This window comes from Bacillus cereus (assembly GCF_002564555.1).
Taxonomy (GTDB): domain Bacteria; phylum Bacillota; class Bacilli; order Bacillales; family Bacillaceae_G; genus Bacillus_A; species Bacillus_A cereus_K.
Genome location: NZ_NUVD01000015.1, coordinates 1 through 25,225 on the forward strand (window position 1 = coordinate 1; position 25,225 = coordinate 25,225).

Sequence of the window (25,225 nt, forward strand, 5' to 3'; positions counted from 1 at the left end):
CCCCTTCCCTAGACCATCATATGATGGTCTATTTTGTTTTCTAAATACACAATTTAACTTTCTCTGCTTATTTCAGCAAAATCAATCTATATTTAAATAGATATTTTCTATACTAAATATTCGGAATATATTGTCAAAATAGGTGTTTTTTCGGTACAATTAATTTAGAAAGTAATTTCACAAAAATAAGGGGGGATTTTATTGAAACAAACAAAAGCAATCTTAATTGCATTATTTCTCGGTCTAGTTGTCGGACTCACTTTAAATTTAGCTGCACCGTCCATTTTCGAACCATTAAATCAATATGTGTTCAATCCACTTGGTCAATTGTTTATTCGCCTCATTAAAATGCTAGTTGTTCCTGTTGTATTCATTTCTATCGTACTTGGGGCCGCTGGGCTTGGAGATCCGAAACAACTTGGAAGAATCGGTTTAAAATCAATTTCATTCTTCCTTGTAACAACAGCTGTTGCCATCTCTATCGCGGTTACCTTTGCACTTATTATAAAGCCAGGGGCTGGCGGTAACTTTAACACAGAAGGGCTTAAGTATGAAGGTGCAAAAACTGAAACATCTTTCGTCGACACACTACTTAACATCGTGCCAGATAACCCAGCAAAAGCGATGGCTGATGGTAACATGTTACAAATTATTGCCTTTGCCGCATTGATCGGACTCGGTTTAGCTGTTTTAGGAAAACGAGTTCAAGGTATCCATTCATTACTTGAACAGGGCAACGAATTAATGATGTATCTTGTTAATCTCGTTATGAAATTAGCTCCAATTGGGACATTCGGATTGCTCGCCTCATCCGTTGGTAAAATGGGTCTTGCAGGCGTCGCTGCGATGTTCAAGTATATGATTGTCGTTATGTTGGTACTCATTATTCATGGTGTCTTCGTATATGGCGGCTTATTAAAAATATTAGCAAAAGAAAGTATTATCCGTTTCTTTAAACAGTTCGGACCAGTAATGGCGATTGGGTTTAGTACATCTAGCTCTAACGCTTCCCTTCCATTTGCAATGAAAACAGCACAAGAAAAACTTGGCGTTCCAAAAGCGATCAGCTCTTTTGTACAACCACTAGGTGCAACGATTAATATGGATGGTACTGCTATTATGCAAGGTGTAGCAACTGTATTTATCGCTCAAGTATACGGAGTTGAACTTACTTTAGCACAATTAGCTATGGTCGTATTAACTGCTGTACTAGCTAGTATCGGTACTGCTGGTGTACCAGGTGTTGGACTTGTAATGTTAACAATGGTCTTAAATCAAGTAAATCTACCAGTAGAAGGTATTGCTTTAATTATCGGTATTGACCGCATTCTTGATATGTCTAGAACAGCTGTAAATATTTCCGGTGATGCAATTTGCGCAATGATTGTCGCAAAATCAGAAGAAAAATATAATACAAATCAATCTGCAGCATCTTAAATCAAAAAAGGAGTGAATTGTATCACTCCTTTTTTGATTTACTTCCTTTTTTCGAACGATATTCTTTCCCTTTATTATCGTTACCAGTTTCAAATTCAGTACTAAATTCTTGATTAAACTGTCCTGATTTTGGTGACCCTTGATTACCGCTCCCTTTACTACCATTACGATTTGTCATATTTCTGCCTCCTTCCTTTACTAGTAGTATGATACATATTTTATTTTTTATAATCTTTCACACAAGAAAGAAGACGTTCCACATATGAGGAACGTCTTCTTTGTCATTACGTAAGCGTTTTCTTGTTTATAATTACTTACTTATATAAGTTTTTTGGAAATAGAAATCATTATATTCATTTCATCTTCTGAAAGTGTAGAAAATCTTTCTTGTAAATATTGTTTTTTCGCACCTTCCATTTTCGCAACTAATTCTTTACCTTGTTCTGTAATCTCTAAATATACAACTCGACGATCTGATGTAGAACGTGAACGAGTTACAAACCCTTTATTGATTAATTTTTCTGTAACAGCTGTAATATGACTATTCGACACACTTAACTCATTAGCTACACGTGATACCATTTCTTTATTCGCACGATTTAATATTCTAAGGACGATAAATTCATTCCATGGGATGTAACCACCAAATATTTTTCCAATATCATTACGCAACGTGCGAAACATAGCAAACACATTTGTCGATAGTTCTTCCATTAATTGCTCTCGATTTTGAGACAACTTTGACAGCTCCTTTTATTTCATTTAGTTAAATAAAAACCTTATTAATAATCTTACATGAAATCTTACTTTTTGTCACCTTATTTTTCCATAATTCGTAGTTTTTTAATATGTATTTCATGATACAATAAAAGCAAATCATACTAAAGAGGTGTTACTTATGAACTTACAACAATGGGCTGATAAAGGTATGTCCTTTGATACATATGTGAATGAAATGCAAGTAAACCAATACGAACTACTACACATTTACAATAATTTTTTAATTCCAAATGAATTACTTCCTGTATTAGAAGAACGTCAAAATGATGGCTGGCGTGTTATCGTATTAACTGCTGATTGGTGCGGTGACGCTCTTTTATGCGTACCTGTTATGAAACGAATTTCTGAAGTTGCAAATATTGATATGTCATTATTAATTCGCGATGAAAACTTGGAATTAATGGATCAATATTTAACAAATGGAACAGCACGTGCGATTCCAATCTTTATTTTCATTGATAAAGATGGAAATGAACAAGCCGTCTTTGGACCACGTGCTCCAAAAGTACAAGAGTTAGTAACTTCAATGCGCGCTACATTGCCTGAAAAAGAAGATCCAACATTCGAAGAGAAACAAAAAGAAATGTACGCTAATTTCCGTGCTACATTAGCTGATGATACTTCTCTATGGGAACATGTAATGGAAAGCATGATTGAAAAAATAGTAAAATAAAAAACTGCCGATTTCGGCAGTTTTTTTATTAAACAAAATTACAATCCTTTTTTCTGGGAATACGCAGCATCTACACACTCTGCTAAACGTTCCATTTCACCTATGTATACTGCACGTGTCATCCATCCAGTCAACTTATACATAATCTTATATAAAAAATTCTTCGGTTCAAATTCTACGATTAAAGTAAGTGATGTACCTTCTTCATCTTCTTCTAACATATAAGTTGCGGCTGTATACCCTTGCTTCATGTCACATCCAACTGATACGATATAAGGTGCATCGTACTCTAAAATTTCGGCCTCAAACTCATATATTTTCTTCCCCATCTTTTGCACGGATATGTATTTATCACCTTCACGAGGATTTTCTACATCTACATTTGAAGGATACCTATTCTCTACCATAAAAGTACTCCATTCTAGTACTTTTTCGTCATCATTTACATAATCAAATACAATATCAATTGGTGCTGGAATTACTATTTCTATTGAAAAACTCACTTAGTTGCTCCTCTCAAATACCCTATAAATTTTCTTTATATTAATGCAACAAAATCATTATGTCATATTTTACATAGTGAAATACAAGTAAATGAGAGCAAAAATTTTATTTTCTCCTGCTATAAAAGAAATACCCTATAGAATAGACTTTTTTCAAGTGTCTAATCTATAGGGTATTTCCGATAATTTATTCTTACATAATGAAGAAATAGAATACCGCAGCTAAAATGAAACGGTAATAAGCGAACGGTGTTAGTTTTACACGAGATAATAATTTTAAGAATGAAACAATTGCAAGCATCGCAACAACGAATGCTGTAATAAATCCAGTTGCAAATAATGGTATATCAGCTGCGCTTAATATATCCCAGCTTTTAATTAAATCTAAACCACTTGCAGCTACCATCATCGGTACTGCTAAAATGAACGTATATTCAGCTGCCGCTGTATGCGACACGCGAGCTAATAAACCACCACTTATTGTCGACCCAGAACGAGAAAATCCTGGCCAAAGTGCTAAACATTGGAACATACCAATTGTAAATGCTTGCTTATATGTGATTTCATCTAGCGTTCTTGCTGTACTTGGTTTCGAAAACTTCTCAGCAACAATCATTAAAATACCACCAGCTACTAAGCTAATAACAACTGGTCCTGGACCAAATAACACTTCTTTAATCGCACTATGGAACAATACGCCAAGTATGCCGGCAGGAATCATCCCGATAATAATATGTAATAAATTTAACGATGGTCCATCAGTTACTTTCCCTATTCCAACTAATGACCATAGACGTTTCCAAAATATAACAACAACTGCTAAAATCGATCCCAATTGAATAACAACTTCGAAAACTTTCGCTCTCTCATCTTCGAATCCAATTAAATGACCTGTTAGAATCATATGTCCTGTTGATGAAACTGGTAGAAACTCTGTTAGACCTTCAACAGCACCCATGATTAATCCAATTAACCAATCAGCCACAAGTAGTGCCTCCTTAATAACGAATATGTAATTTTTTCACACCTTATCATAATACCTTATCCCTTTTCAAAGTGCATCCTTTTTTTATTATTTCCACATGTTATAGGCGCGTATTTCTTTTCTATTTTTTGATTAAATTGTATGATAGTAAGAGTTTGTTTTTATGCGGAAAGGGGATTTTATGAAAGAAACCAGTACATTCTCACAAAAGTTAAAGCAATTTGTATTACTATTTTTCCCGATTTTTGTAACGCAAATGTCCTTATTTGCAATGAGTTTTTTCGATACAACAATGTCAGGACATGCAAGTCCTATTGATTTAGCAGGCGTTGCGATTGGAACAAGTATATGGATTCCAGTGAGTACGGGATTAACAGGAATTTTAATGGCTACTACTCCAATTGTTGCACAGCTCGTTGGATCCAAGAAGAAAGAGGACGTTCCTCATGTTGTCATACAAGCAGTTTATTTAGCAATTTGTGCTAGCTTCGTTGTCATCCTTATCGGATTCTTCGTTGTTTCACCTATTTTAAACGGCATGCGTTTAGAAGAGCCTGTAGAACGTATCGCAGTACAATTTTTAAGTATTATCTCGATAGGAATTATCCCTTTATTCACTTATACTGTTTTGCGTGGATTTATTGATGCATTAGGAAAAACTCGGACAACGATGATCATTACGTTACTATCATTACCTATTAACGTAATATTAAATTACCTATTAATTTTTGGTAACTTCGGTTTTCCAAAACTCGGTGGTGTCGGAGCAGCAATTGCTTCCACTGCAACATATTGGTGCATTTTAATCATTACAGTCATTATTATTCGTACGAAAGAACCTTTCGCATCTTTTAATATCTTTAAGCAGTTATATCGACCTTCTCTTTCGAGTTGGAAAACATTCTTAAAACTTGGCGTCCCTATCGGATTTGCTATCTTTTTTGAAACGAGTATTTTCGCTGCGGTAACACTTATGATGAGTAATTTTAGTACGACAACAATCGCAGCACATCAAGCCGCTATGAACTTTGCTTCCTTGTTATATATGACTCCGTTAAGTTTAGCAATGGCAATGACTATCGCAGTTGGATTTGAAGTTGGAGCAAAACGATACGATAATGCAAAACAATATGGATTTATCGGGATTGGCTTAGCCCTTGGATTCGCCCTATTATATTCGATTCTTCTTTATTTCTTTGACGATGAAATTGCTTCTATTTATACGACAGATGTACATGTCCACCATTTAGCAAAAGAGTTCCTTATATTCGCGATTTTATTTCAAATTTCAGATGCAATTGCAACTCCCGTACAAGGAGCACTGCGTGGTTATAAAGATGTAAATGTCGCTCTAATTATGACGTTAATTGCTTACTGGGTAATAGGTCTACCTCTTGGCTACATATTAGCAACGTATACGGAATGGGCCGCAAAAGGTTATTGGATTGGTCTTATTATCGGTCTAGCATTTGGTGCCGGCTTCCTACTTATCCGTCTTTTTCAAGTACAACGAAAATATACAACAGAAAACAGCCGCTAACGATAAAGCGGCTGTTTTCTTTATGCATATTTTTTCTTATAACGTATAACATAATGAAAAAGAAAGGTGGATACATATGGACGAAAAAGAAACAGAAAAAAAACAATCATTCGATGAAGAATTCGCTCCTGAAATTTCACCTGGATACAGGCAAGATGTACATAAATCACCTAAATATAAAAACACTTCGTTTTTAATGGGCATTACCATTTTTGCTGCGGTATTACTCGTACTCATCATTTTCGTCTATTTTTAAGGAAAGGTGACATATTATATGAAGAAACAAGATTCCAATCGTTCAAAAAGAACTGTGAAAACACAAAAAGGATATGCAGGAGATTCAGTTAATAAACTTAAACAAGTCGAGCAAGGAAATCTATATATTGCTCAAAAAGAACTTGGTCAACAAAATGAAAATCTTTAAAGTTCCTCTACTCTTCGAGGGGCTTTTTTTATTGTACATACTGCTTTTGCTCAAGTACCCTAAATACATTATTAACCTTTACAATTTTCATCTCATAATTTAATTTCATTTCACTTCTCTTACCATTTTCCGTACCAGAAACGTAGACTACAGTATGATAAAGAAAACTCTCATCCGTTTCTTCACGTATCTCCTCACTTGTAAATTTATACTCTAAATCCCGAAAACGATTTGGATAATAATTTTGTATCAATTGTTCATATCCTCTACTTACAAATATCTCTTCACCTTTTTGCTTCACATCTTCTCTATTATTAAACTCAAACACTGATAATTGCGCTGTCACAAAGTGTTCTCCTACCTTCTTCATTTCTTTATAAGTTAAATTTTCTATACTCTTATTCTTTAATTCCTTATTCAACTCGTACTGATCTATCGGTTTAAAGGTAGCGAAAACTGCCTCTTTATATGACCAAAACAAACCAAAGGCGATACATATAGAAATGATTACTATTCTTTTCTTCACAATACACCCCATTCCTATTCATAATGATAGTTATATTTTAACATATAGAAAGAAAATTCTGATATCATAAGGTAGAATACTCTAACTTTACCTTAGAAGCGAGGAACAAATATGGATTCTTACATACAATATATAAAACAAGCTTTGCCTAATCTTTCTATACATTCATATAAACAAAATGAAGAAGGATGGGATAATATAGCGGTTATAATAAATGACGAACTCCTGTTTCGTTTTCCCCGAAAACAGGAATATTCAAAACGAATTCCTTTAGAAAAAGAAATGTGTACACTTCTCTCTCATTCGCTACAAAAAATTGAGGTTCCAAAGTATCACCTAGTGTATAAAAATGATACTGATGCTATTCCGTTTTGTAGTTACTATACTCTCATTCATGGTGAACCATTAAAAACAGAAACAGTTATCAAGCTGGAGGATAAAGAACTGAAAGCAATTATTACACAATTAGCTACTTTCCTTGCAGCTCTACATAGTATTCCTTTAAAACACGCTAAAACGTTAAAGTTCCCTATCGAAAAATCACTTACCTACTGGAAAGAGCTACAAACAAAATTAAATCAATATCTTACCAACAGTCTTACTTCATTACAGAAATCAGCCTTAAATCGTTTATTCGAAAATTTCTTTGCATGTATAGCAACATCTACTTTTCAAAATACGATCATTCACGCAGACTTTACACATCATCACATTTTATTTAATAAGCAGAATAAAACCATTTCAGGTGTTATCGACTTTGGTGATGCTCAAATCGGTGATCCTGCTTTTGATTTTGCGGGACTATACTACGATTTCGGACATGAATTTACTACATCTGTATATGAGCAATACCATACTCTTGTTTCTCACGATGATCCATTACTGCTTCACCGCATTACGACCTTTTATCAATACAGTCCTTTACTACATAATATTATTTATAACTTTGAAACAAAGAATGAACCTGAATTCATAGTGGGTACAGAACAACTGAAAGTAATACTACAGGGATGAGATTACATTCTCTCCCCATGCTCCCTTTCCTCATACATCATTAACTTTTTATCCATTTCAACAATGACTTTATACAGTTGAAACGCCTGTAAAATTTGCAGTTGAATTCCAAAAGGAGCATTTTGTTCTTTTAACCATTGAAATACTTTCGTTTCATCTTTCATTGATTATTCCTCCCTTTATTAAAATCTGCTACAAATATACCGTAAATGATGAAAAGCTTTTCATGTCAATAATAAAAAGGATGCAAAATGCATCCTTTAATGTACGATATTTTTCTTCTGCGACGCTTCTTCCTTTCCTTCTTCCACTTGGCATTCACTACGAAAAGCACAACTCATACACTCAGAACGAAAATGCCGCTCTGTATAGTGCTCAGGTTGTTGCAACATTTCTTTCATCCTAGATAAATCAGCCATTCCAGTTATAATATCTTCCTGTTTCGGAATGTACTCATACTTAGTTCCTTCTATTAAATTAATAACTTCAATTTTCCCTGGAAGAATGCCAAAAGCTTTATAACTGAATACTGTCGTTAACTTTTGACAAAGAGCAAGCATTTCCTCATCCGCATCAACAACATACTTTTTAATTATAAACGACTCAGTACTCCACTCACCAACTTCTAATGTCAATGACATGTGAACACCTAGCTCTTCCATATATGTTTGAAATTTTTCATATAAAAATAACGGCGGCGTCTGGCTATCATCTCTTTCAACAAACTGTAATAAGTGATCTGTTAGCTTCGCTAACACAATATAGTACTCCGTCTTCGAAGCAAACATATTAATCCTTACTTTTTTCCAATACTTTTCTATTAATATTAAAAGTACAATTTTCGTTTGTTGGTCCGCAGGTAATGTGTAATATTCGTTAATAATTCGATTCACAATCATTTGTGCTATTTGTTGCCATTCAACCGAAGAAGGTTCTCTTCTTTTTATATGACGAAAATAAAATTTATGCGGACAACGCATAAAATCATACAAATGGTAATCTGTCATCGTTTTAATTGCGATTTTCTCATGCACTTGCTCTTCATCTCCCTTCTGCCATTAAGAAAGGTGTTTTACAAATTCAGCTCCAAACTGTAAACATTTTTCTACATCTTCATCTTCTGGCGTTAATTCTACTTTTAATCCTTCTAACACAACTGCCGCTCCGCGTTCTTGTAACTTTTCTATTAAAATGTCAACCGCCACGCCGTATTTCGGATAAGCTGAATCACATGACCCGAATACTGCCGCTTTTTTTCCAGCTAAATCAATAGAATCCATTGCGTCATAAAAATCTAAGAAATCATCAGGAAGGTCTCCGTCTCCCCAAGTGTAGGCACCTAAAATAATTCCATCATGCTGTTCTAATATAGAAGCTTCTGGTGAATCCATAATATCAATAACTTCAATTTCATTTTCTGTTTCACGAATTGCCCCTGCAATATGATCAGCCATTTCCTCTGTATTTCCACTCATACTTGCAAAAATCATTACTAACTTACTCAACTTTATCTCTCCCTTTACTTTGTATCTCTTTTTTTGTTTGAATTGTATTCCTCTCATCTACATATTCAGAACGAATTACATTTCGTTGCCATTCCATATGCTGATCAACATCTTTATTTTTATCTTTTAATCCCCTCCGCAGAAGGTGAAAATTTTTTCTCATTAACATGTCGCATCCATTCTATTGATAATAATTATCAATTTAAACTACACTTAGATTAATTGACATTGATTATCAATGTCAACAACTATTTTTTAAAAAATGATTAAAATGTACAAGCTTGTCCGTTAGCTATTCATATACTATAAATGAGCATAGTTCTTTCTCAGCCCTCTCTGACGGAAAGAAATAAAAGCAACTGCGATAGAGCGCAGTTGCCTTTTTTTATTCTTTTCTATGATTTCAGTAACCTCATCGTTGTTTCTAAAAATAATTCCACTCCATAGATTAGAGCTGATTCATCTACATCAAATCTTGGATGATGATGCGGATAACAAGTATCTATTTTTTCATTCCCCGTTCCCAATTTAATGAAGCAACCCGGTGCTTTTCTTAAATATGCTGAAAAATCTTCTCCTCCCATAGAAGGTTCCAGCTTCACAACACGCTCATTCCCGAACAAATGTAGCGCGCTTTCTTCTACTACTTCCGTAATATATTCATCATTAATAACTGGATCATATCCGTACCGATACGTATATGTATAATCCCCTCCATGCGCTTCTGTAATTCCTTTCACGATTTGCTCAATTCTCTCTTCTGATTCTTTCCTTAATGTTTGATTAAAAGAACGAACAGTTCCCATTAAAATTGCGGTAGTTGGAATAATATTATCAGCCATTCCCCCATGGAACTGCGTAACCGAAACCACCCTTTGCATAAAAGCACTTGTATTTCTTGATACGATATGTTGTAAATTTGTAATAATCTGCGCTCCAATAGCAATAGGGTCTATCGTTTCTTCCGGCCGCGCTGCATGCCCTCCTTTCCCATGAATTTCAACTGTAAATACGTCTGGTGCTGCCATCATCGGCCCATATACAATTCCTATCTTCCCGCTTTCCAATCCAGACATAACATGTAAACCTATTACATAATCAACACCGTCCATCACACCAGCCTCAACCATTTCCTGTCCCCCACCAGGATATACTTCTTCTGCATGCTGAAAGAATAGACGAATTTCCCCTACAAACCCTTCCTTCATATTTGACAGCACCTCTGCTGTACTTAACAAAATGGCCGCATGCGCATCATGTCCACATGCATGCATAATCCCTTTATGAACAGACGTATAAGTTTTACTTGTCTCCTCTTGAATGGGTAAAGCATCAATATCCGCCCGAATTGCAACTACTTTACCTTGTTCCACGCCCCTTTTAATCGCTAATACACTGTATTTCGTTGGCCTTGTTACTTCAAAAGAAGAAAATGAACATAACGTATCATATATAAATTGCGAAGTTTCTTTTTCGTGAAACGATAATTCTGGATGCTTATGAAAATGCCGTCTCCATTTCATAATATTTTCTTCTGAAATAAGACTCTTCCACATTCTATTCATGATAATTTCCTCCTTTTAAAAAGATTAAGAAATTAAAAACTTCCTTTATCTCTATCAATTGAATGAAAGAACAAATATTATATTTTCACGTATGCTTCTAGCCCACTTTTATATATTCATACAATCCACTTTCTATTTACATGTCAAATCCATTACAAATTCATGCCGAATGTAATATAATTGCTAAGTTAGGGATTTTCTTTTTTAGTATTTAGTGCTAATATCAGAAAAGAGCCTTTTGTCTTATTTTTACCTAAAATGTGGAATTTTGTTTTTTTCACAATAATGTAGGACATGATACCTACAAAGAGCTATTATTTCATTAAGAGAGGGAAAGACATGGAAAGATTAAAAGAGATATGGTCTCGACCACTCACACAATGGGTTGCAAAAACGGTTTATTACCTTGCAATTTTATTTGCATTACTTTGGTTGTATGGATTCCATGATACAAACACAAGTACATTTATTTACAATGAATTCTAGGGTGGGAACGTTATGAAGTTATTAGAACAAATTGAAAAGTGGGCTGCAGAAACGCCTGATCAAACCGCTTTTGTTTGGCGAGATGCGAAAATTACGTACAAACAATTAAAGGAAGATTCTGATGCGTTAGCACATTGGATTTCTTCTGAGTATCCAAATGATCGTTCACCAATTATGGTGTATGGCCATATGCAACCTGAAATGATTATTAACTTTTTAGGTTGTGTAAAAGCTGGACATGCTTACATTCCTGTAGATTTATCTATCCCAGCTGATCGTGTACAACGTATCGCTGAAAATTCTGGTGCGAAATTACTTTTATCAGGGACCGAAGTAACTGTAACTGATTTACCCGTTCGCATTGTAAGTGAAGACAACTTAAAAGATATTTTCTTTACTCATAAAGGGAAAACTCCAAATCCTGAACATGCGGTAAAAGGTGATGAGAACTTCTACATTATTTACACATCAGGAAGTACAGGTAATCCGAAAGGGGTTCAGATTACTTATAACTGTCTTGTTAGTTTTACAAAATGGGCTGTAGAAGATTTCAACTTACAAACAGGGCAAGTATTCTTAAATCAAGCACCTTTCTCATTCGATTTATCTGTAATGGATATTTACCCATCATTAGTAACAGGTGGTACACTTTGGGCAATCGATAAAGATATGATTGCACGTCCAAAAGACTTGTTTGCTTCTTTAGAGCAATCGGATATTCAAGTATGGACTTCAACACCATCTTTCGCAGAAATGTGTTTAATGGAAGCTTCTTTCTCTGAGAGTATGTTACCAAACATGAAAACATTCTTATTCTGCGGTGAAGTGTTGCCAAATGAAGTAGCTAGAAAATTAATTGAGCGTTTCCCGAAAGCAACAATCATGAATACGTACGGTCCAACAGAAGCTACAGTTGCTGTAACAGGTATTCACGTTACAGAAGAAGTGCTGGATCAATACAAATCACTTCCAGTTGGCTACTGTAAATCTGACTGTCGCCTTCTTATTATGAAAGAAGATGGAACGATTGCACCTGATGGTGAAAAAGGTGAAATCGTAATTGTCGGTCCAAGCGTAAGCGTTGGGTATTTAGGAAGCCCTGAATTAACAGAAAAAGCATTTACTATGATTGACGGTGAGCGTGCCTATAAAACAGGCGATGCTGGCTATGTTGAAAATGGTCTTCTATTCTATAATGGTCGTCTTGATTTCCAAATTAAGCTTCATGGTTATCGAATGGAATTAGAAGAAATCGAGCATCATCTTCGTGCGTGTTCTTACGTAGAAGGAGCAGTTATTGTTCCAATTAAAAAAGGTGAGAAATACGATTATTTATTAGCGGTTGTTGTTCCTGGAGAGCATTCGTTTGAAAAAGAATTCAAATTAACATCTGCCATCAAAAAAGAACTCAATGAGCGATTACCAAACTACATGATTCCACGTAAATTCATGTATCAATCTTCTATTCCAATGACACCAAATGGAAAGGTAGATCGCAAAAAATTATTGAGTGAGGTTACAGCATGACCGCGTATGGATCATTTTATTTTTTCGCTATAGTGGGCATTTTATTAATACCTACTATCATAGCTGGATTAAAAGGTAAAATGTTGCGTAAATATAATGCAGTTCTAACATTAGTAATGCTTGCTATTATCTTCTCTGATAAGCCAAAGCAAGCGATTATGTTAGCCGCATTTATTATTTGGCAATATGCCCTTATTAAAGGCTATTTAATTTTAAGAAAACAAAATAATAGTACATTCACGTTTTGTATAGCTGTTATTTTATCGATTTTACCGCTTATTTTGGCAAAAATCGCACCGTTTGTACCTGAGCTAAAGTTTGTTGTATTTTTAGGAATGTCCTATGTAACATTTAGAGCAGTACAAATGGTATTTGAAGTTCGTGATAACTTAATTAAAGAACTTTCCTTCTTTAATTTTTGGGAATTCATTTTATTCTTCCCGGCTATCTCAACGGGACCTATCGATCGTTATCGAAGATTCCAAAAAGATATGCAAAAGCCACCTAGTGCAGAAGAATATCAAAATTTACTATATACAGGGCTAAACCGTATTTTCCAAGGTTTCTTGTATAAATTTATTATTGCTTACTTAATAAAGCAATATTTTATGGATCCAGCGTTCGCTCAACACGATACAATCCTTTCAAATATGATTTACATGTATAGCTATAGCTTATATTTGTTCTTCGATTTTGCTGGTTATAGCTCATTTGTAATCGGTGTAAGTTATATGATGGGGATTAAAACGCCAGAAAACTTTAATAAACCATTCATTAGTCGTAACATTAAAGACTTCTGGAATCGCTGGCACATGAGTTTATCATTCTGGTTCCGTGACTTTATTTACATGCGTTTCGTCTTTTTTGCAACGAAGAAAAAGTTAATTAAAAACCGATACACAATTTCGTATATCGGTGCATTTTTAAACTTCTTCATCATGGGAATATGGCATATTACTGGTGAGCATGTATATCAATATATTATTTATGGTCTTTATCACGCTGCATTGTTCATCCTATTCGATATTTTCGAACGAAAAAACAAGAAGCATAAGTTTTGGCCAAATAATAAATTTACACACATCCTTGCGATTGTAATTACGTTCCACGTTGTATGTTTCGGTTTCCTAATTTTCTCTGGACACCTTAACAGATACTTTTAATGCACCCTTCTTACTCCATTAAGAAGTTGCACATATAATATATTTCGGATATAAAGGAGATTTTAACAATGGCAGAATTCAAAGAGCAAGTATTAGATATTTTAGAAGAAGTATGTGAAAACGATATTGTGAAAGAAAACTTAGATGTTCAATTATTTGAAGAAGGTATTCTTGATTCTTTCGCTGTAGTATCTTTATTAGTTGAATTCCAAGAGCGTTTAGATATTGAAGTTTCTATTTCTGATTTTGACCGTGACGAGTGGGCTACACCAAACATGGTTATTAAGAAGTTGGAAGAGATCCGATGAACAAAGCAAAATTTGGTCCGATGCTTTTAGCATTGGCCCTTTTTGCTGTATTCTTACTTATTCCAACGCGCTTCCTACTTCCACTTTTAAGTGATGAAAAAGTAGAACAAGCTGCGACTTCTTTAAAAGAAGAAAAGATTCAAAGTATGATTTTACAGCAAAAGATGTTAGCAGATCCGAAATATCTTCCGATGTACGGTTCATCGGAATTCGCACGTATGGATGCTTTCCATCCATCGAATTATTTCAAAGTAAAGCCTGAAGGTTTCACACCATTCCTTCTTGGACGCGGAGGAACACAAGACCTTGTACATGTGTTAAATTTTGCATCTACAATGGATCAATTGAAAGATAAGAAAATGATATTCATTCTTTCTCCGCAATGGTTTGTACCACAAGGTATCGATGAAACGCACTTTGCACCTAACTTTTCAAAACAACAAGGTTATCACTTCATTTTCAACGATGATTTAAAACCTGAAATGAAAAAACAAATTGCAAAACGTTTATTAAACTTTGAGATCGTTAAGAAAGAAACTTTACTTAAAATTTCGCTTGAAGGTATCGCTTATGACGATACGAAGCATAAAGTAAAAGCACTTGCTGCTAAACCTTTCGCTTATATTTATCGTAACATTTTAGATCGTAAAGATTTATTTACAGTAATGTTTGATATTAAACCGCATAAAGAAAAGCTTGATCCGTCATTAAAACAAATGACCTGGGAAGAAGCTCGTAAGTATGCTGATCAAACAGGTGCATTAGAATCAGGGTCTAACGAATACGGTATCGAAGATGATTACTTCAATAGCAAAATTAAGAAGAAATTAAAGCAACGTGAAGGCTACTTAAAAAATGATTCTTATGAAGAATCACCAGAGTATGAAGATTTACAAATTGTACTTGATTTATTAAAACAATCTGGTGCAAAACCACTCTTCATTTCTGTTCCTGTAAAAGGTCCTTGGTATGATTACGCAGGCTTCCCAAAAGAAAAACGCGAATTATACTACAATAAAGTTCATGAGCAAATTACGAAAGCTGGCTATCCAATTGCTGACTTCTCAAATCATGAATATGATAAGTACTTCTTAAAAGATCATATGCATTTAGGTTGGAAGGGCTGGGTTTACATCGACGAAGCTATCCAACAATTTTATAAAGCAAACTAACGAAAAGACCACTTAAATTATTCAAGTGGTCTTTTTCTATATACATTTTGTAATTGCTCGATTACATTCTCTGCTTCATTCATGACACGTTTCACTACGTGCTGAGCTGATTCCGTTCGTGCTAATGATGATGCTTGTCCCGCCCAAAGCGACATATACTCTTCCTTATTTTGCTTCGCTGCTTCTTGGCGTATGTTAGAAGTTAACACGTTTTGCACTGGATACATTGGAAGTCCTTCTTCTTTTCCTTCATGCTTTTCTATAAATTCATTACGAATACCTCGTGCATATTTCCCGGAAAACGCACGGGTTATAGTTGTACTCGTATCTGTACTTTTTAATACAGCCTCTTTATATATATCATGTGTAATACTTTCTTCAGTCGTTAAAAAGGCTGATCCCATTTGAACAGCTTCTGCCCCTAACGTAATTGCTGCAACAAGCCCTTGTCCGTTCATTACACCACCTGCTGCGACAATCGGGATGCTTGGAACTGCTGCTACTAATTGCGGAATTAACGCAAACGTTCCAATCATAGCATCCTGTTCCTTCCCGATAAACGTTCCTCTATGTCCTCCAGCCTCGCTACCTTGCCCGACGATAATATCTACCCCTAACTCGGCAAGTACTTTCGCTTCCGCTACATGAGTAGCTGTTCCAATGACTTTTATTCCGCTTCTTTTCAAATCAGCGATTTCTTCTTTTTCTAACAGTTGAAATGCAAAGCTAACGACCGGTACCTTTTCTTCTAATAACACTTGTAATTGTTTTTTATAGCTTTTGGGAAGCTTTAATATATCTTCTTCCTTTATACCTAACTCTCCATTCACTCCACTAAGTAAGGCTTTCGCCTCGTTTACCTTCTCTTCTTCTATCTGTATTTCTTTCGTTACAAGTAAATTAACCCCAAAAGGCTTATCTGTTAGTTCCCTTATTTTATAAATGGCTTCACGAATTTGTTCTGGGCTCATATAGCCTGCTCCAAGCGTTCCTAATCCTCCGCTATTACTTACAGTTGCAACAAGTTCTGGGGTTGTAATCGCACCTGCCATACCTGCTTGAATGATGGGATACTTAATTTGCAATATGTCTATTACTCGACTTGTAAACATCATTTTCCCTCCTATCCCTCTTATATCTTCTTTATTTGACAAGCTTTCCCCTTCTTTTACAAGGGTTGAAGTTCATATGAAGCGAATATATTGAAAGAGAAGGAGGCTGAGATTAATGATTTATCCAAATGCGTTAAAACAAGGGGATACAGTAATGATTATTGCACCATCTGGTCCACCTACAATTGAAAATGTATTAAAAGGTGTGAATGTATTACAAGAGATGGGGTTATCCGTAATAATCGGGAAGAGTGTTTATGAGAAGTATGGGTATTTAGCTGGAAGTGACCAAGTTCGTCTTGATGATATACATGAAGCATTTACAAATTATGAAGTAAAAGCAATTTTCTGTGCACGAGGTGGTTACGGAAGTGCTCGACTCCTCCCTCACATTCAATATGAAATCATTCGACAAAATCCAAAAATCTTTTGGGGATACAGCGATATTACAGCTTTACATACTGCTTTTTCACGTTATGCAAAGCTTGTTACGTTCCATGGCCCAATGATTGAAGAATTAGGAAAAGGTATAGATTCTCTCTCTTTATCTTCTTTCAATCAGCTCTTCCACCCATATTCATCTATCTTATCTGCATCAGAATGTATCGTACCTAGCTCCCCCTGTACAGTTACAGGCACATTAGTTGGAGGAAATTTAGCTGTTTTAACGAGTATAATCGGTTCGCCCTATGAAATAAATACAGCCAATAAACTTTTATTACTTGAAGATATCGGGGAAGAACCGTATCGCATTGATCGTATGTTAAATCAACTACTTTTATCTGGAAAGTTTAATGAATGTAGTGGTGTTATTTTCACAAGTTGTCATGACTGCACTCCTTCTAAACCATCCCAATCATTGCAAACAATATTATATGAATATTTCACACCATATGGTATACCTGTACTATTCGATTTACCGATTGGACATATAAGTCCAAACATTGGTATTCCTCTTGGAGCTACAGCAACAATAAATACAAATAACAAAACGCTCTCTATTTCTTCCGGTTTAGCCACTCCATGTTTAAATTAAAAAGGAAAAGCAATTAAGCTTTTCCTTTTACTTATAATAATTAAAAATTCGTCCAGATGCGATATCTGAAATTTCTTCTGGAATAAATGTTTTACTTACATCAGTACCAACATTTAGTACAGCTGTTGCATCTTTCTCAATGCTACCAAATAATTCTTTTCCACGTACCGTAACAAGGGGTGTGCCTTCTGGCAACACGTCTTTTACAAATTCCAATTGTGTAAAGAACGGCACGATCCATCTACCCTCTCCTTGGAAATGACGCAAACGAAGTGTCCCTTCTATTGCCCCGTCCTCTGCTTCTAGTGAACCGGCAACATAAAACTCCGTTGATAAGAGCAATTCATAAAATTCTTTTTGCTTTTGTTTATTATCCCCTGCTAAAACGAGTACTTCTTCTATTTTCTTTACTGGAATTTGCTTCATATGATGCCACCCCTATTTTCAAAATGATTATACTTAGATTATACGAAATATTCTTATTTTTTTCTACATAATTCCGTAATTATTTTCTCAAAATAATTTTAACACTTCTTTTGTCGTCACAATCGTAGCGAATTCATCATGTAAGTTTACAAGCGTCATATTGTGAATGTCCTCTGCACTATACTCTGTTCCGTCCGAACCTGTACGATTAAAAGTAGCGGTCGCATCGCTCACTAAATACGTTGTAAATCCTAAATTCCCCGCCATCCTTGTTGTCGTCTCCACACAATGATTTGTCGTTAATCCGACAATCACTACCGTATTACATTTTTTCTCCCTTAGCCGCTCTTCTAAATTTGTCCCAATGAACGCGCTATTAACGGATTTCTGGATAATGATTTCATCTGGTAGTGGTTTCACCTCTTCTTTAAAATTTACCGTTTCCGCATGTTGATAAAACATCGACTGAACATTTTCTTTATTTACATGTTGAATATGAAAAACTGGCAGGTTCCTTTTTCTCCATTCTTCTAACAACCTTTTCATATTTTCTTCGGCAAAAAGATTATTTCTCTCGCCCCAGTATGGGAATTGAAACGCCTTTTGTACATCAATTATGATAAGTGCTATTTGATTAGTCATCATTTTCTCCTTAATTTGGTTGTAGTTGAAATATAAAACCAAGTTGCTGCGACGCAGTAATAAAAGAAATATAAGCGCAAAGCTCTACAATTTCTTTTTCCGTCCAATATTGTTTTAATACATGAAACATATTATCATCTATCGCCTTTTTGTCGTGAACAAATGTATGCGCAAAAGTAACTGCCACACTAATTTCTTCTACTTTTTGCATATCATCAGGTCTTCCCTTGGCCATGCAGTACGGACATTCATTCCCGTACGCTAATGTTCTTCTCACTTGCTCCTTCAGCTCTGCCGAAAGAGTTCCTGTACGATACAATGTATCCTCTAACGTACTCCATGAATGTAATATATCCGGATTATGACCTAATAACTTTTGAAACTTTGTATCTCCTACATTTGATAATGAAATTCTCTCCATTATTTCTCCTCCTATTTCCTTCTATTTTATTGTAAAATAAATAAAGTTCACTTTACATTTCATATGAATCTTAATTTATATTTTCTCTTTACAAAAATCATTATTTTACTGGAGGTATATTTACAAATGCAACTAGACCGTGTCGATCGAAAAATTTTAAATGAATTATATAATGATAGTCGCCTTTCCATGCGTGAATTGGCAAAGCGAGTAAACTTATCCGCTCCATCTACTGCTGAACGTGTCCGTAAACTCGAAAGTGAAGGAGTGATTCAAAAATACACAATCGATATTGATTATAAAAAAGCAGGACTTGTTTTAGATTGTATTTTAGAAATCACTTTAAAAAATGGTGATACAACACGTATGCAACAGTTTATTCAGTCTTATCCATCTGCAAGTTTTTGTTACCGAGTAACAGGAAGCTTATGCTACATTGTAAAAATTTCTGTTCCTTCACTCGTTGAACTTGAAGAATTTATCAATGATGTTTCTTCCTATGCAACGACAGTTTCTCATATCGTATTATCAGAAGTAGCTCTTACTCCGGACATAGAACATATCTTCCCAGAAGAATAATTCATTTTTATTCATAAAAAGATTAAAAACCCCTTACAATAAGAATAAAAATGATATATCATGTATTAAAATACATAAAGTTCGAGAAAGGGGCACTACATTGAAAATCTGGTTTTATGAAAAAACGGCACAATTAGATGATCTGCTTGGTATTTGGGACAATGTTCCGACCATCCCTCGAATCGGTGAAAAAGTAGAGCTTTTAAAAACAGTCCGCACTGTTACAGATATTAAATATATAAAGAACGGTAATAATTTTCGTGTGGAAATTATTACAAATTAAAAAGTAGCTCTTTACAAGCTACTTTTTAATTATCTATTATGCGCTTTCTTTATAACAATTGTATCTTCTTCTACAGATACTGTTACGTAATCATTTTCTTCTAACCGAAGCTTATTTACAGCTTCATCTGGTAGTTCTACAGCCATCAATCTATCCGTTACGACCACTTGACTATATATTCCATTTTCTTCTGATCCATTCACTACTTCTTCTTCATTTATGAAGCGAATCGGTGGCACACCTACTTCTTTTACCGTACGCCATTGTTTCCAAGTGTAAGGAATTAACCAAAGTAATCCAACAATCGCAAGACCAATACCGATCCATAAATTACTTTGTGCCTGCAATTCAGTAATTGAAATTGCATCACTTCCCTCTCCCCCTACAAATTGTATACTTGTTGCAATCAAATTATTTAAAGCATGCACCGCAATATTCGTCCATATATTTTTCGTCTTTATGTATAAAAGGCACATAATAACACCAAACATGAATGCACCGATAACATCAAAATGTCCTAACCCAAAAATAAGCGAAGATACAATAACAGCTCGTTTAATCCCCCATTTATAAGCCATTCGCTGTAAAAAGAAGCCTCTAAAAATAACTTCTTCCATAATAGGCGCTAATACACATGCCGAAATGAAAGTAAATATCGTCATATATATGTTACTTGTATTAATGACATTTCCGCCTTCTAACATAGTAACTAAGAAATTAGGTAACGTATGTGCTAATATGTAAAATTGAATATGAGATATACCGACTGAAAAAATCATTCCCATTATCGTTGCTAATAAAATGAGTCCCCACGGTAAACGTCCTGGCTTATCAAAAAAACTTTGAAACACAATATTATTTTTATTTGTTTTTACATATAACCAAAATAGTGGAAATACAAAAAACACAGTTATTTGTGAAATAACCTCTAACGTATTATCAGAAACATTTGATAAACTTAATGGGATCATCGTAAGGAACAATCCTATAACCATCCATCCAAAAAAGCTACGTAGCCTTATACGTGAAAATGCATATTGCATATCGAACACCTCCAAAGATAGTAAAAAGCAAAATATTAATCCGTGTTTTATAGGAAACCCATCTCTACAAATGGCAGAATAACTAAATTATAATATGAATATAGTTGAAAATCTTCCTTTTTTCTCAGATACTTCCAAACAACATATCTCTTAACATATATAATAACTTTACTGGATATACCATATCACCGTTTTTCCACTTCATTACAATTTACATTCGCTCCCCTTAAAGACTATAATATGACCCAAGATTAGCTGGAGAAGCTCCCATATTCTATGGCCAACAGCATCTCTAATTAAAAATACAGAATACTAGAAACGTAAAAAACTATGTAATAAAAATCCCCGTTTTTACAAGCGGGGATTTCTTTTATTATAATACGTCACGTTTTTGGAATAATACACTTGATGCTACAAGTAGTACAGCAAAATATGCAACTACAAGTAATAATGAAGTGATAAACGTAAATTCTGTAAATGGTGGTTCCATTTCACCGCTTACTAATTTATTACCGTCGTAAACACTTAAATTCAAATGGAAGAATACTACAAACTTCGCTACACCTTTTGCAAACATCATTAGCACCATATTAATTGCTCCTTGTAAGAAGAATAGGAACATCGTAATAATTAATGGTAATACAGATTTTCTGAATACGTTTGCTAAGAAAAAGGCAAGTGTTGCAAAGAAGAACGGTGAAAGTAATTGATACAAAATGGACTTCATTACAATCCCTAACGTTAATTCTGTTTTACTACCATCCATTACAATTCCGCCAATAATCATTGCAATTAACGTGCTAGCAAATATGATAAATAATATAGTAAGTAACACTGTAATATATTTAGAGAACAAAACTGTAATTCGTTTTCTTGGACGAATTAATAACTGCTTAATTGTACCTTTTTGGAACTCATCAGTAATCATACGAGAAGCAATCGTAATTCCAAAAACTGTTGCAAATAAAATAATTAAACCCATCTCTGAACTTGCAAAATCTAAATATGATCCTTTAAACTCATTTCCTCCTCCCCATTTTAACATCGCTAAAACTCCCAAAATCTCCAATACTGCAATTACACCAATTAACATATACATACCTTTTTTCGCATGTAACTTTAAAAATTCATTTTGAATTAATTTAAACATTACGCTTTCACTCCCCCTGTAATCGCTAAGAACTCATCCTCTAATGTTTTATTTTGAACAGCAACTCCGTATACAAGCACATCGTCATTTACAAGTTTTTTTACAATTTGTGGAATTTCCTCTTTCATTACAGATACTACAATTACATTTCCTTGCGTCTTACCTTTAATGATTTCATTCGCTTTCTGAACTTCATCTACTTCAAACGCTACAACTACTGCCTCATCATGTTTCGCTTGTTCATGTAAGTTATACTCTTGTACAAACTCACCTTGTTTAATAATAACAACGCGGTCACACATCAATTCAATTTCACTTAATAAATGACTCGATACGATTACTGCAATATTCTCCTCTTTCGCTAAGTGCTGTAAATAATCACGAATTTGACGAATACCAGCTGGATCTAATCCATTTGTCGGCTCATCTAAAATTAAAATTTTGGGCTGATGAAGTAATGCCTGTGCAATTCCTAAACGCTGCTTCATACCAAGAGAATATGTTTTTACCTTTTTATGAATCGCATGCTCTAATTCCACCAATTTCACAATCTCATTAATGCGCTCTTTACTAATTGGTGTAACAGCCATGTTCGCAAAATGCTTTAAGTTTTGCATTCCTGTCATATAATCATACATCTCAGGATTTTCTACAATCGCTCCAATTTGCTCTAACGCCTTTTCACGCTCTGTACGAATACTATGACCACAAATTGTAATATCGCCTTCTGTCATTGAAATAAGACCTGTCATCATACGGATCGTCGTTGTCTTACCGCTACCGTTCGGTCCAAGGAACCCGTATACTTCTCCCTCATGAACCTCAAATGATAAACCACGAATAATTTCTGTTCCACCAATTCTTTTTCGAACATTTTCTAGTTTTACTACTACGTTTCCCAATGGTGATTCCTCCTTTAAACTTCTAGTTTTTTATCGATTATGCGACCTGTAACTACTATCAATACAGCTAATAATAAAATATTAAAGCATAAATTAAGAACTGTAATACCTTCACCAGAATAAAATGATGTATTTAAATAACCATGTTGATCTATAAATCCAATATTATTTATAGCAAACACATACTGTTCTATTTGCTGAAATACATATGTAATTCCCCCATAAAATGCACTCATAACAATAAATAACACCATGAAAGCAACCTTACTTACTGATGATTTCACATTAAATAGTTTTATAATTACGATAAGGAAATAAACAGAAGCTAACATATTCATAAAATCCAGTCCCCATAAAAAGATAGATAGTATATGATGTAATATTCCATAATCATATAAACTATGAATTGCTTGCTGAACTCCTAAATCGGTCTTTCCTTTGTAAATAGGTAAAGAAAAGTAGTATAAAAAAATAATTCCTATTCCTAACAAAATGATAAATAACAGTGCAAAGAATAAAATATTTGCACATATATACTTTTGAGATGAAATAGCCGTGTAGCGAATCATCGAGCTCTTTAGCATCTTTCGAAAAGATGATATCCCCGTTAACAGAAGTGAAAATCCAGATACACTAAGTACGATTAAGAATATTATTATGATAATATCCTGCTTACCTGAAATTCTCACTCCGGAAATTCCCTTCATATTAAAGAAAAGAATTAATGAAATAGTAATAAAGCCAAAGTAAATAATTGCTATTTTTTTCTTATTACAATTAAACAAGTATCGAAAAAGCTGACTCATTTCTCATAGGCCTCCTTAAATAGCTCATGTACCGCTTTCCCCCTTTGAAATCGCAGCTCTTCTACATTTTCATACAAAATCATTTCTCCATCTTTCAAAAAAATCACTTCGTCAAATATATTCTCGATTTCTGCTATTAAATGAGTTGAGATAAGCATCGTGCAATCTTCCCTGTAAAATTTGAGAATAAGTTCCAATACATGTTCTCTAGAAACGAGATCAATCCCGCCCAGTGGCTCATCTAATACGTATAACTTCGCTGTTCGAGAAAACGTTAAAATGATTTGCAGCTTCTCAATCATCCCTTTTGACAATGCTGTAATTCTTTCTTCTAACGGTATTTTAAATTCGGCGATGGTATCTACCGCTTTTTGAATATCGAAATCTTTATAAAAATCTCGATAGAAAAATAAAGCATCTTTTACAGTCATCCAATCATCAAAGATAGGCTTATCAGACATAAATGAAACGATTTCTTTCGTTTCTAACCCTACTTTTTTACCAGCTATTGTAATGATACCTTCAGAAGGATGCTGCAAGCCTGCAATCATTTTCAATAACGTCGTTTTCCCGCTTCCGTTATCTCCAACAAGCCCAACAATTTTCCCTTCTGTAATCTCTATATTTAATTCACGAATCACTGCTTTTAGTCCATATCTCTTCCATAAGTTTTCTATTTTTAACAGCTCCGTCATTCACTCTCCTCCTTTTTCTCATGTAATGAAGAACGAAGGATTGTAAGAATTTCGTCTTCTGAAAAACCTAAATTATCCATTCCATCTATAAAAGAGTGAAGTAATTCTTTCGCCATATCTTTGCGTAGCTCCATAATTTTCTCCCCTTCATTTGTTACATATCGTCCCATTCCCCTACGTGTTACAACAACACCATCACGTTCTAATTCTTGAAATGTGCGCTGAATCGTATTTGGATTTACCTGTAATTCACTCGCTAATTCACGTACGGAGGGAATTTTATTGCCAGGCAATAAATGCCCCGTTACAATTTCCTTCTTTATGTATTCCATTACTTGAATGTAAATTGGTGTATTTGGAGAAAACTCTATTTTCATTTCTTCCCTCCTTCTGTCCTAGTGTACTAGTTAAATAGTACACTAGGACAGAATATATGTAAATACTTACAAATAAAAAGGTAGTGTAACTCTCGTTACACTACCTTCTTGGAATCAAAACCAGTAACCCGATTAAACGAAGCAA

General features: G+C 34.5%; 34 protein-coding genes. 14 read left to right on the forward strand and 20 right to left on the reverse strand.

The window, feature by feature from the left end; translation table 11 throughout:
- The first annotated feature begins 201 nt into the window (after positions 1-201).
- Complete coding sequence (locus tag COI75_RS06915; protein ID WP_098380982.1) at positions 202-1,437, forward strand: dicarboxylate/amino acid:cation symporter; 1,236 nt, start codon at positions 202-204, stop codon at positions 1,435-1,437.
- A 22-nt stretch (positions 1,438-1,459) separates the two neighbouring features.
- On the opposite strand, the gene COI75_RS06920 is transcribed toward COI75_RS06915, so the two are convergent.
- Together COI75_RS06920 and COI75_RS06925 are read right to left on the reverse strand one after the other, a co-directional pair.
- Positions 1,460-1,615: a hypothetical protein gene (locus COI75_RS06920; RefSeq protein WP_000184928.1), complete on the reverse strand. Its 156-nt coding sequence runs from the start codon at positions 1,613-1,615 to the stop codon at positions 1,460-1,462.
- 140 nt (positions 1,616-1,755) lie between these two features.
- Entirely contained in the window at positions 1,756-2,175 is a 420-nt protein-coding gene (locus COI75_RS06925; RefSeq protein WP_141530784.1) for a MarR family winged helix-turn-helix transcriptional regulator, read from the reverse strand.
- A gap of 127 nt (positions 2,176-2,302) precedes the next feature.
- Between COI75_RS06925 and COI75_RS06930 the strand changes: the two genes are divergently transcribed.
- Entirely contained in the window at positions 2,303-2,890 is a 588-nt protein-coding gene (locus COI75_RS06930; protein WP_141530785.1) for a thioredoxin family protein, read from the forward strand.
- A 38-nt stretch (positions 2,891-2,928) separates the two neighbouring features.
- Here the strand turns inward: COI75_RS06930 and COI75_RS06935 are convergent, their stop codons facing one another.
- Both COI75_RS06935 and uppP read right to left on the reverse strand, forming a co-directional pair.
- Complete coding sequence (locus COI75_RS06935; protein ID WP_000010424.1) at positions 2,929-3,393, reverse strand: SRPBCC family protein; 465 nt, start codon at positions 3,391-3,393, stop codon at positions 2,929-2,931.
- A 193-nt stretch (positions 3,394-3,586) separates the two neighbouring features.
- A complete protein-coding gene (gene uppP, locus COI75_RS06940) occupies positions 3,587-4,378 on the reverse strand; it encodes a bacitracin resistance undecaprenyl-diphosphatase (RefSeq protein ID WP_000796261.1) in 792 nt (263 codons plus the stop codon).
- A 181-nt stretch (positions 4,379-4,559) separates the two neighbouring features.
- Between uppP and COI75_RS06945 the strand changes: the two genes are divergently transcribed.
- From COI75_RS06945 to COI75_RS26805, 3 genes are all read left to right on the forward strand, one after another.
- Positions 4,560-5,918: an MATE family efflux transporter gene (locus COI75_RS06945; RefSeq protein WP_033658023.1), complete on the forward strand. Its 1,359-nt coding sequence runs from the start codon at positions 4,560-4,562 to the stop codon at positions 5,916-5,918.
- Positions 5,919-5,994: 76 nt separating this feature from the next.
- Positions 5,995-6,174, forward strand: a complete 180-nt coding sequence (locus tag COI75_RS06955) for a hypothetical protein (protein WP_000343566.1) — start codon at positions 5,995-5,997, stop codon at positions 6,172-6,174.
- Positions 6,175-6,192: 18 nt separating this feature from the next.
- Complete coding sequence (locus tag COI75_RS26805; RefSeq protein WP_000743744.1) at positions 6,193-6,342, forward strand: hypothetical protein; 150 nt, start codon at positions 6,193-6,195, stop codon at positions 6,340-6,342.
- A 28-nt stretch (positions 6,343-6,370) separates the two neighbouring features.
- On the opposite strand, the gene COI75_RS06965 is transcribed toward COI75_RS26805, so the two are convergent.
- Positions 6,371-6,880, reverse strand: coding sequence for a hypothetical protein (locus COI75_RS06965; RefSeq protein ID WP_033657958.1), 510 nt, complete (start codon positions 6,878-6,880; stop codon positions 6,371-6,373).
- Between the two features lie 99 nt (positions 6,881-6,979).
- Between COI75_RS06965 and COI75_RS06970 the strand changes: the two genes are divergently transcribed.
- Complete coding sequence (locus COI75_RS06970; protein WP_000378970.1) at positions 6,980-7,882, forward strand: aminoglycoside phosphotransferase family protein; 903 nt, start codon at positions 6,980-6,982, stop codon at positions 7,880-7,882.
- A gap of 2 nt (positions 7,883-7,884) precedes the next feature.
- Here COI75_RS06970 and COI75_RS26810 read toward each other — a convergent pair whose 3' ends face one another.
- The 5 genes from COI75_RS26810 to COI75_RS06995 form a co-directional block, all read right to left on the reverse strand.
- Positions 7,885-8,046, reverse strand: a complete 162-nt coding sequence (locus COI75_RS26810; protein ID WP_000651092.1) for a hypothetical protein — start codon at positions 8,044-8,046, stop codon at positions 7,885-7,887.
- A 96-nt stretch (positions 8,047-8,142) separates the two neighbouring features.
- A complete protein-coding gene (locus tag COI75_RS06980) occupies positions 8,143-8,916 on the reverse strand; it encodes a hypothetical protein (protein ID WP_000544561.1) in 774 nt (257 codons plus the stop codon).
- A gap of 24 nt (positions 8,917-8,940) precedes the next feature.
- Entirely contained in the window at positions 8,941-9,387 is a 447-nt protein-coding gene (locus COI75_RS06985) for a flavodoxin (protein ID WP_000041142.1), read from the reverse strand.
- A complete protein-coding gene (locus COI75_RS26815) occupies positions 9,380-9,550 on the reverse strand; it encodes a hypothetical protein (protein WP_001230623.1) in 171 nt (56 codons plus the stop codon). The genes COI75_RS06985 and COI75_RS26815 overlap by 8 nt, the downstream gene beginning before the upstream one ends.
- Positions 9,551-9,782: 232 nt before the next feature.
- Positions 9,783-10,952 (reverse strand): amidohydrolase, encoded by a 1,170-nt coding sequence (locus COI75_RS06995; RefSeq protein WP_001081249.1) that lies wholly within the window; start codon positions 10,950-10,952, stop codon positions 9,783-9,785.
- A gap of 339 nt (positions 10,953-11,291) precedes the next feature.
- On the opposite strand from COI75_RS06995, the gene COI75_RS07000 reads away from it, so the two are divergent.
- The 5 genes from COI75_RS07000 (at position 11,292) to dltD (ending at position 15,608) form a co-directional block, all read left to right on the forward strand.
- Positions 11,292-11,438 carry a teichoic acid D-Ala incorporation-associated protein DltX gene (locus tag COI75_RS07000; protein ID WP_000440293.1) on the forward strand — a complete coding sequence of 49 codons (147 nt, stop codon included), beginning with the start codon at positions 11,292-11,294 and terminating at the stop codon, positions 11,436-11,438.
- A 12-nt stretch (positions 11,439-11,450) separates the two neighbouring features.
- Positions 11,451-12,965 (forward strand): D-alanine--poly(phosphoribitol) ligase subunit DltA, encoded by a 1,515-nt coding sequence (gene dltA, locus COI75_RS07005; protein ID WP_098448267.1) that lies wholly within the window; start codon positions 11,451-11,453, stop codon positions 12,963-12,965.
- Positions 12,962-14,128: a D-alanyl-lipoteichoic acid biosynthesis protein DltB gene (dltB, locus tag COI75_RS07010; RefSeq protein WP_000127940.1), complete on the forward strand. Its 1,167-nt coding sequence runs from the start codon at positions 12,962-12,964 to the stop codon at positions 14,126-14,128. The genes dltA and dltB overlap by 4 nt, the downstream gene beginning before the upstream one ends.
- A gap of 68 nt (positions 14,129-14,196) precedes the next feature.
- Positions 14,197-14,436: a D-alanine--poly(phosphoribitol) ligase subunit DltC gene (gene dltC, locus COI75_RS07015; protein WP_000807310.1), complete on the forward strand. Its 240-nt coding sequence runs from the start codon at positions 14,197-14,199 to the stop codon at positions 14,434-14,436.
- Positions 14,433-15,608, forward strand: a complete 1,176-nt coding sequence (gene dltD, locus COI75_RS07020) for a D-alanyl-lipoteichoic acid biosynthesis protein DltD (RefSeq protein WP_001030254.1) — start codon at positions 14,433-14,435, stop codon at positions 15,606-15,608. The genes dltC and dltD overlap by 4 nt, the downstream gene beginning before the upstream one ends.
- A 17-nt stretch (positions 15,609-15,625) precedes the next feature.
- On the opposite strand, the gene COI75_RS07025 is transcribed toward dltD, so the two are convergent.
- On the reverse strand, positions 15,626-16,720 hold the full coding sequence (locus tag COI75_RS07025; RefSeq protein ID WP_000495242.1) for an NAD(P)H-dependent flavin oxidoreductase: 1,095 nt from the start codon (positions 16,718-16,720) through the stop codon (positions 15,626-15,628).
- 115 nt (positions 16,721-16,835) lie between these two features.
- On the opposite strand from COI75_RS07025, the gene COI75_RS07030 reads away from it, so the two are divergent.
- Complete coding sequence (locus tag COI75_RS07030) at positions 16,836-17,756, forward strand: S66 peptidase family protein (protein ID WP_000640070.1); 921 nt, start codon at positions 16,836-16,838, stop codon at positions 17,754-17,756.
- A gap of 27 nt (positions 17,757-17,783) precedes the next feature.
- Here the strand turns inward: COI75_RS07030 and COI75_RS07035 are convergent, their stop codons facing one another.
- The 3 genes from COI75_RS07035 to COI75_RS07045 all read right to left on the reverse strand — a co-directional run bounded on the left by COI75_RS07035 (position 17,784) and on the right by COI75_RS07045 (position 19,260).
- Positions 17,784-18,182 (reverse strand): SseB family protein, encoded by a 399-nt coding sequence (locus COI75_RS07035; protein WP_000809712.1) that lies wholly within the window; start codon positions 18,180-18,182, stop codon positions 17,784-17,786.
- Positions 18,183-18,269: 87 nt separating this feature from the next.
- Positions 18,270-18,824, reverse strand: coding sequence for a cysteine hydrolase family protein (locus COI75_RS07040; protein WP_000184425.1), 555 nt, complete (start codon positions 18,822-18,824; stop codon positions 18,270-18,272).
- A 10-nt stretch (positions 18,825-18,834) separates the two neighbouring features.
- Positions 18,835-19,260, reverse strand: coding sequence for a carboxymuconolactone decarboxylase family protein (locus tag COI75_RS07045; protein ID WP_232288637.1), 426 nt, complete (start codon positions 19,258-19,260; stop codon positions 18,835-18,837).
- Between the two features lie 111 nt (positions 19,261-19,371).
- Here COI75_RS07045 and COI75_RS07050 point away from each other — a divergent pair, with 111 nt between their 5' ends.
- Positions 19,372-19,824 carry an Lrp/AsnC family transcriptional regulator gene (locus COI75_RS07050; protein WP_001175497.1) on the forward strand — a complete coding sequence of 151 codons (453 nt, stop codon included), beginning with the start codon at positions 19,372-19,374 and terminating at the stop codon, positions 19,822-19,824.
- 100 nt (positions 19,825-19,924) lie between these two features.
- Positions 19,925-20,107 carry a DUF3913 family protein gene (locus tag COI75_RS07055; protein WP_000707109.1) on the forward strand — a complete coding sequence of 61 codons (183 nt, stop codon included), beginning with the start codon at positions 19,925-19,927 and terminating at the stop codon, positions 20,105-20,107.
- Positions 20,108-20,136: 29 nt separating this feature from the next.
- Here the strand turns inward: COI75_RS07055 and COI75_RS07060 are convergent, their stop codons facing one another.
- From COI75_RS07060 to COI75_RS07085, 6 genes are all read right to left on the reverse strand, one after another.
- Positions 20,137-21,150 (reverse strand): CPBP family intramembrane glutamic endopeptidase, encoded by a 1,014-nt coding sequence (locus tag COI75_RS07060; RefSeq protein ID WP_001198837.1) that lies wholly within the window; start codon positions 21,148-21,150, stop codon positions 20,137-20,139.
- A 373-nt stretch (positions 21,151-21,523) separates the two neighbouring features.
- Positions 21,524-22,300: an ABC transporter permease gene (locus tag COI75_RS07065; protein ID WP_000475457.1), complete on the reverse strand. Its 777-nt coding sequence runs from the start codon at positions 22,298-22,300 to the stop codon at positions 21,524-21,526.
- Positions 22,300-23,202 (reverse strand): ABC transporter ATP-binding protein, encoded by a 903-nt coding sequence (locus tag COI75_RS07070; RefSeq protein ID WP_000528816.1) that lies wholly within the window; start codon positions 23,200-23,202, stop codon positions 22,300-22,302. Before COI75_RS07070 ends, COI75_RS07065 begins: the two co-directional genes overlap by 1 nt.
- A gap of 14 nt (positions 23,203-23,216) precedes the next feature.
- Positions 23,217-24,008 (reverse strand): hypothetical protein, encoded by a 792-nt coding sequence (locus tag COI75_RS07075; RefSeq protein WP_000080436.1) that lies wholly within the window; start codon positions 24,006-24,008, stop codon positions 23,217-23,219.
- Positions 24,005-24,703: an ABC transporter ATP-binding protein gene (locus COI75_RS07080; RefSeq protein ID WP_000137733.1), complete on the reverse strand. Its 699-nt coding sequence runs from the start codon at positions 24,701-24,703 to the stop codon at positions 24,005-24,007. The genes COI75_RS07075 and COI75_RS07080 overlap by 4 nt, the downstream gene beginning before the upstream one ends.
- Positions 24,700-25,080 carry a GntR family transcriptional regulator gene (locus COI75_RS07085; RefSeq protein WP_000687517.1) on the reverse strand — a complete coding sequence of 127 codons (381 nt, stop codon included), beginning with the start codon at positions 25,078-25,080 and terminating at the stop codon, positions 24,700-24,702. The genes COI75_RS07080 and COI75_RS07085 overlap by 4 nt, the downstream gene beginning before the upstream one ends.
- Positions 25,081-25,225: the final 145 nt, after the last annotated feature.

Coding starts and splice junctions, on each gene's coding strand:
- COI75_RS06920 (WP_000184928.1), bottom strand. CDS start 1,615: ATGACAAATCGTAATGGTAGTAAAGGGAGCGGTAATCAAGGGTCACCA.
- COI75_RS06945 (WP_033658023.1), top strand. CDS start 4,560: ATGAAAGAAACCAGTACATTCTCACAAAAGTTAAAGCAATTTGTATTA.
- COI75_RS06955 (WP_000343566.1), top strand. CDS start 5,995: ATGGACGAAAAAGAAACAGAAAAAAAACAATCATTCGATGAAGAATTC.
- COI75_RS26805 (WP_000743744.1), top strand. CDS start 6,193: ATGAAGAAACAAGATTCCAATCGTTCAAAAAGAACTGTGAAAACACAA.
- COI75_RS06965 (WP_033657958.1), bottom strand. CDS start 6,880: ATGGGGTGTATTGTGAAGAAAAGAATAGTAATCATTTCTATATGTATC.
- COI75_RS06970 (WP_000378970.1), top strand. CDS start 6,980: ATGGATTCTTACATACAATATATAAAACAAGCTTTGCCTAATCTTTCT.
- COI75_RS26810 (WP_000651092.1), bottom strand. CDS start 8,046: ATGAAAGATGAAACGAAAGTATTTCAATGGTTAAAAGAACAAAATGCT.
- COI75_RS26815 (WP_001230623.1), bottom strand. CDS start 9,550: ATGAGAAAAAATTTTCACCTTCTGCGGAGGGGATTAAAAGATAAAAAT.
- COI75_RS06995 (WP_001081249.1), bottom strand. CDS start 10,952: ATGAATAGAATGTGGAAGAGTCTTATTTCAGAAGAAAATATTATGAAA.
- COI75_RS07000 (WP_000440293.1), top strand. CDS start 11,292: ATGGAAAGATTAAAAGAGATATGGTCTCGACCACTCACACAATGGGTT.
- dltA (WP_098448267.1), top strand. CDS start 11,451: ATGAAGTTATTAGAACAAATTGAAAAGTGGGCTGCAGAAACGCCTGAT.
- dltB (WP_000127940.1), top strand. CDS start 12,962: ATGACCGCGTATGGATCATTTTATTTTTTCGCTATAGTGGGCATTTTA.
- dltC (WP_000807310.1), top strand. CDS start 14,197: ATGGCAGAATTCAAAGAGCAAGTATTAGATATTTTAGAAGAAGTATGT.
- dltD (WP_001030254.1), top strand. CDS start 14,433: ATGAACAAAGCAAAATTTGGTCCGATGCTTTTAGCATTGGCCCTTTTT.
- COI75_RS07025 (WP_000495242.1), bottom strand. CDS start 16,720: ATGTTTACAAGTCGAGTAATAGACATATTGCAAATTAAGTATCCCATC.
- COI75_RS07030 (WP_000640070.1), top strand. CDS start 16,836: ATGATTTATCCAAATGCGTTAAAACAAGGGGATACAGTAATGATTATT.
- COI75_RS07035 (WP_000809712.1), bottom strand. CDS start 18,182: ATGAAGCAAATTCCAGTAAAGAAAATAGAAGAAGTACTCGTTTTAGCA.
- COI75_RS07040 (WP_000184425.1), bottom strand. CDS start 18,824: ATGACTAATCAAATAGCACTTATCATAATTGATGTACAAAAGGCGTTT.
- COI75_RS07050 (WP_001175497.1), top strand. CDS start 19,372: ATGCAACTAGACCGTGTCGATCGAAAAATTTTAAATGAATTATATAAT.
- COI75_RS07060 (WP_001198837.1), bottom strand. CDS start 21,150: ATGCAATATGCATTTTCACGTATAAGGCTACGTAGCTTTTTTGGATGG.
- COI75_RS07065 (WP_000475457.1), bottom strand. CDS start 22,300: ATGTTTAAATTAATTCAAAATGAATTTTTAAAGTTACATGCGAAAAAA.
- COI75_RS07075 (WP_000080436.1), bottom strand. CDS start 24,008: ATGAGTCAGCTTTTTCGATACTTGTTTAATTGTAATAAGAAAAAAATA.
- COI75_RS07080 (WP_000137733.1), bottom strand. CDS start 24,703: ATGACGGAGCTGTTAAAAATAGAAAACTTATGGAAGAGATATGGACTA.
- COI75_RS07085 (WP_000687517.1), bottom strand. CDS start 25,080: ATGAAAATAGAGTTTTCTCCAAATACACCAATTTACATTCAAGTAATG.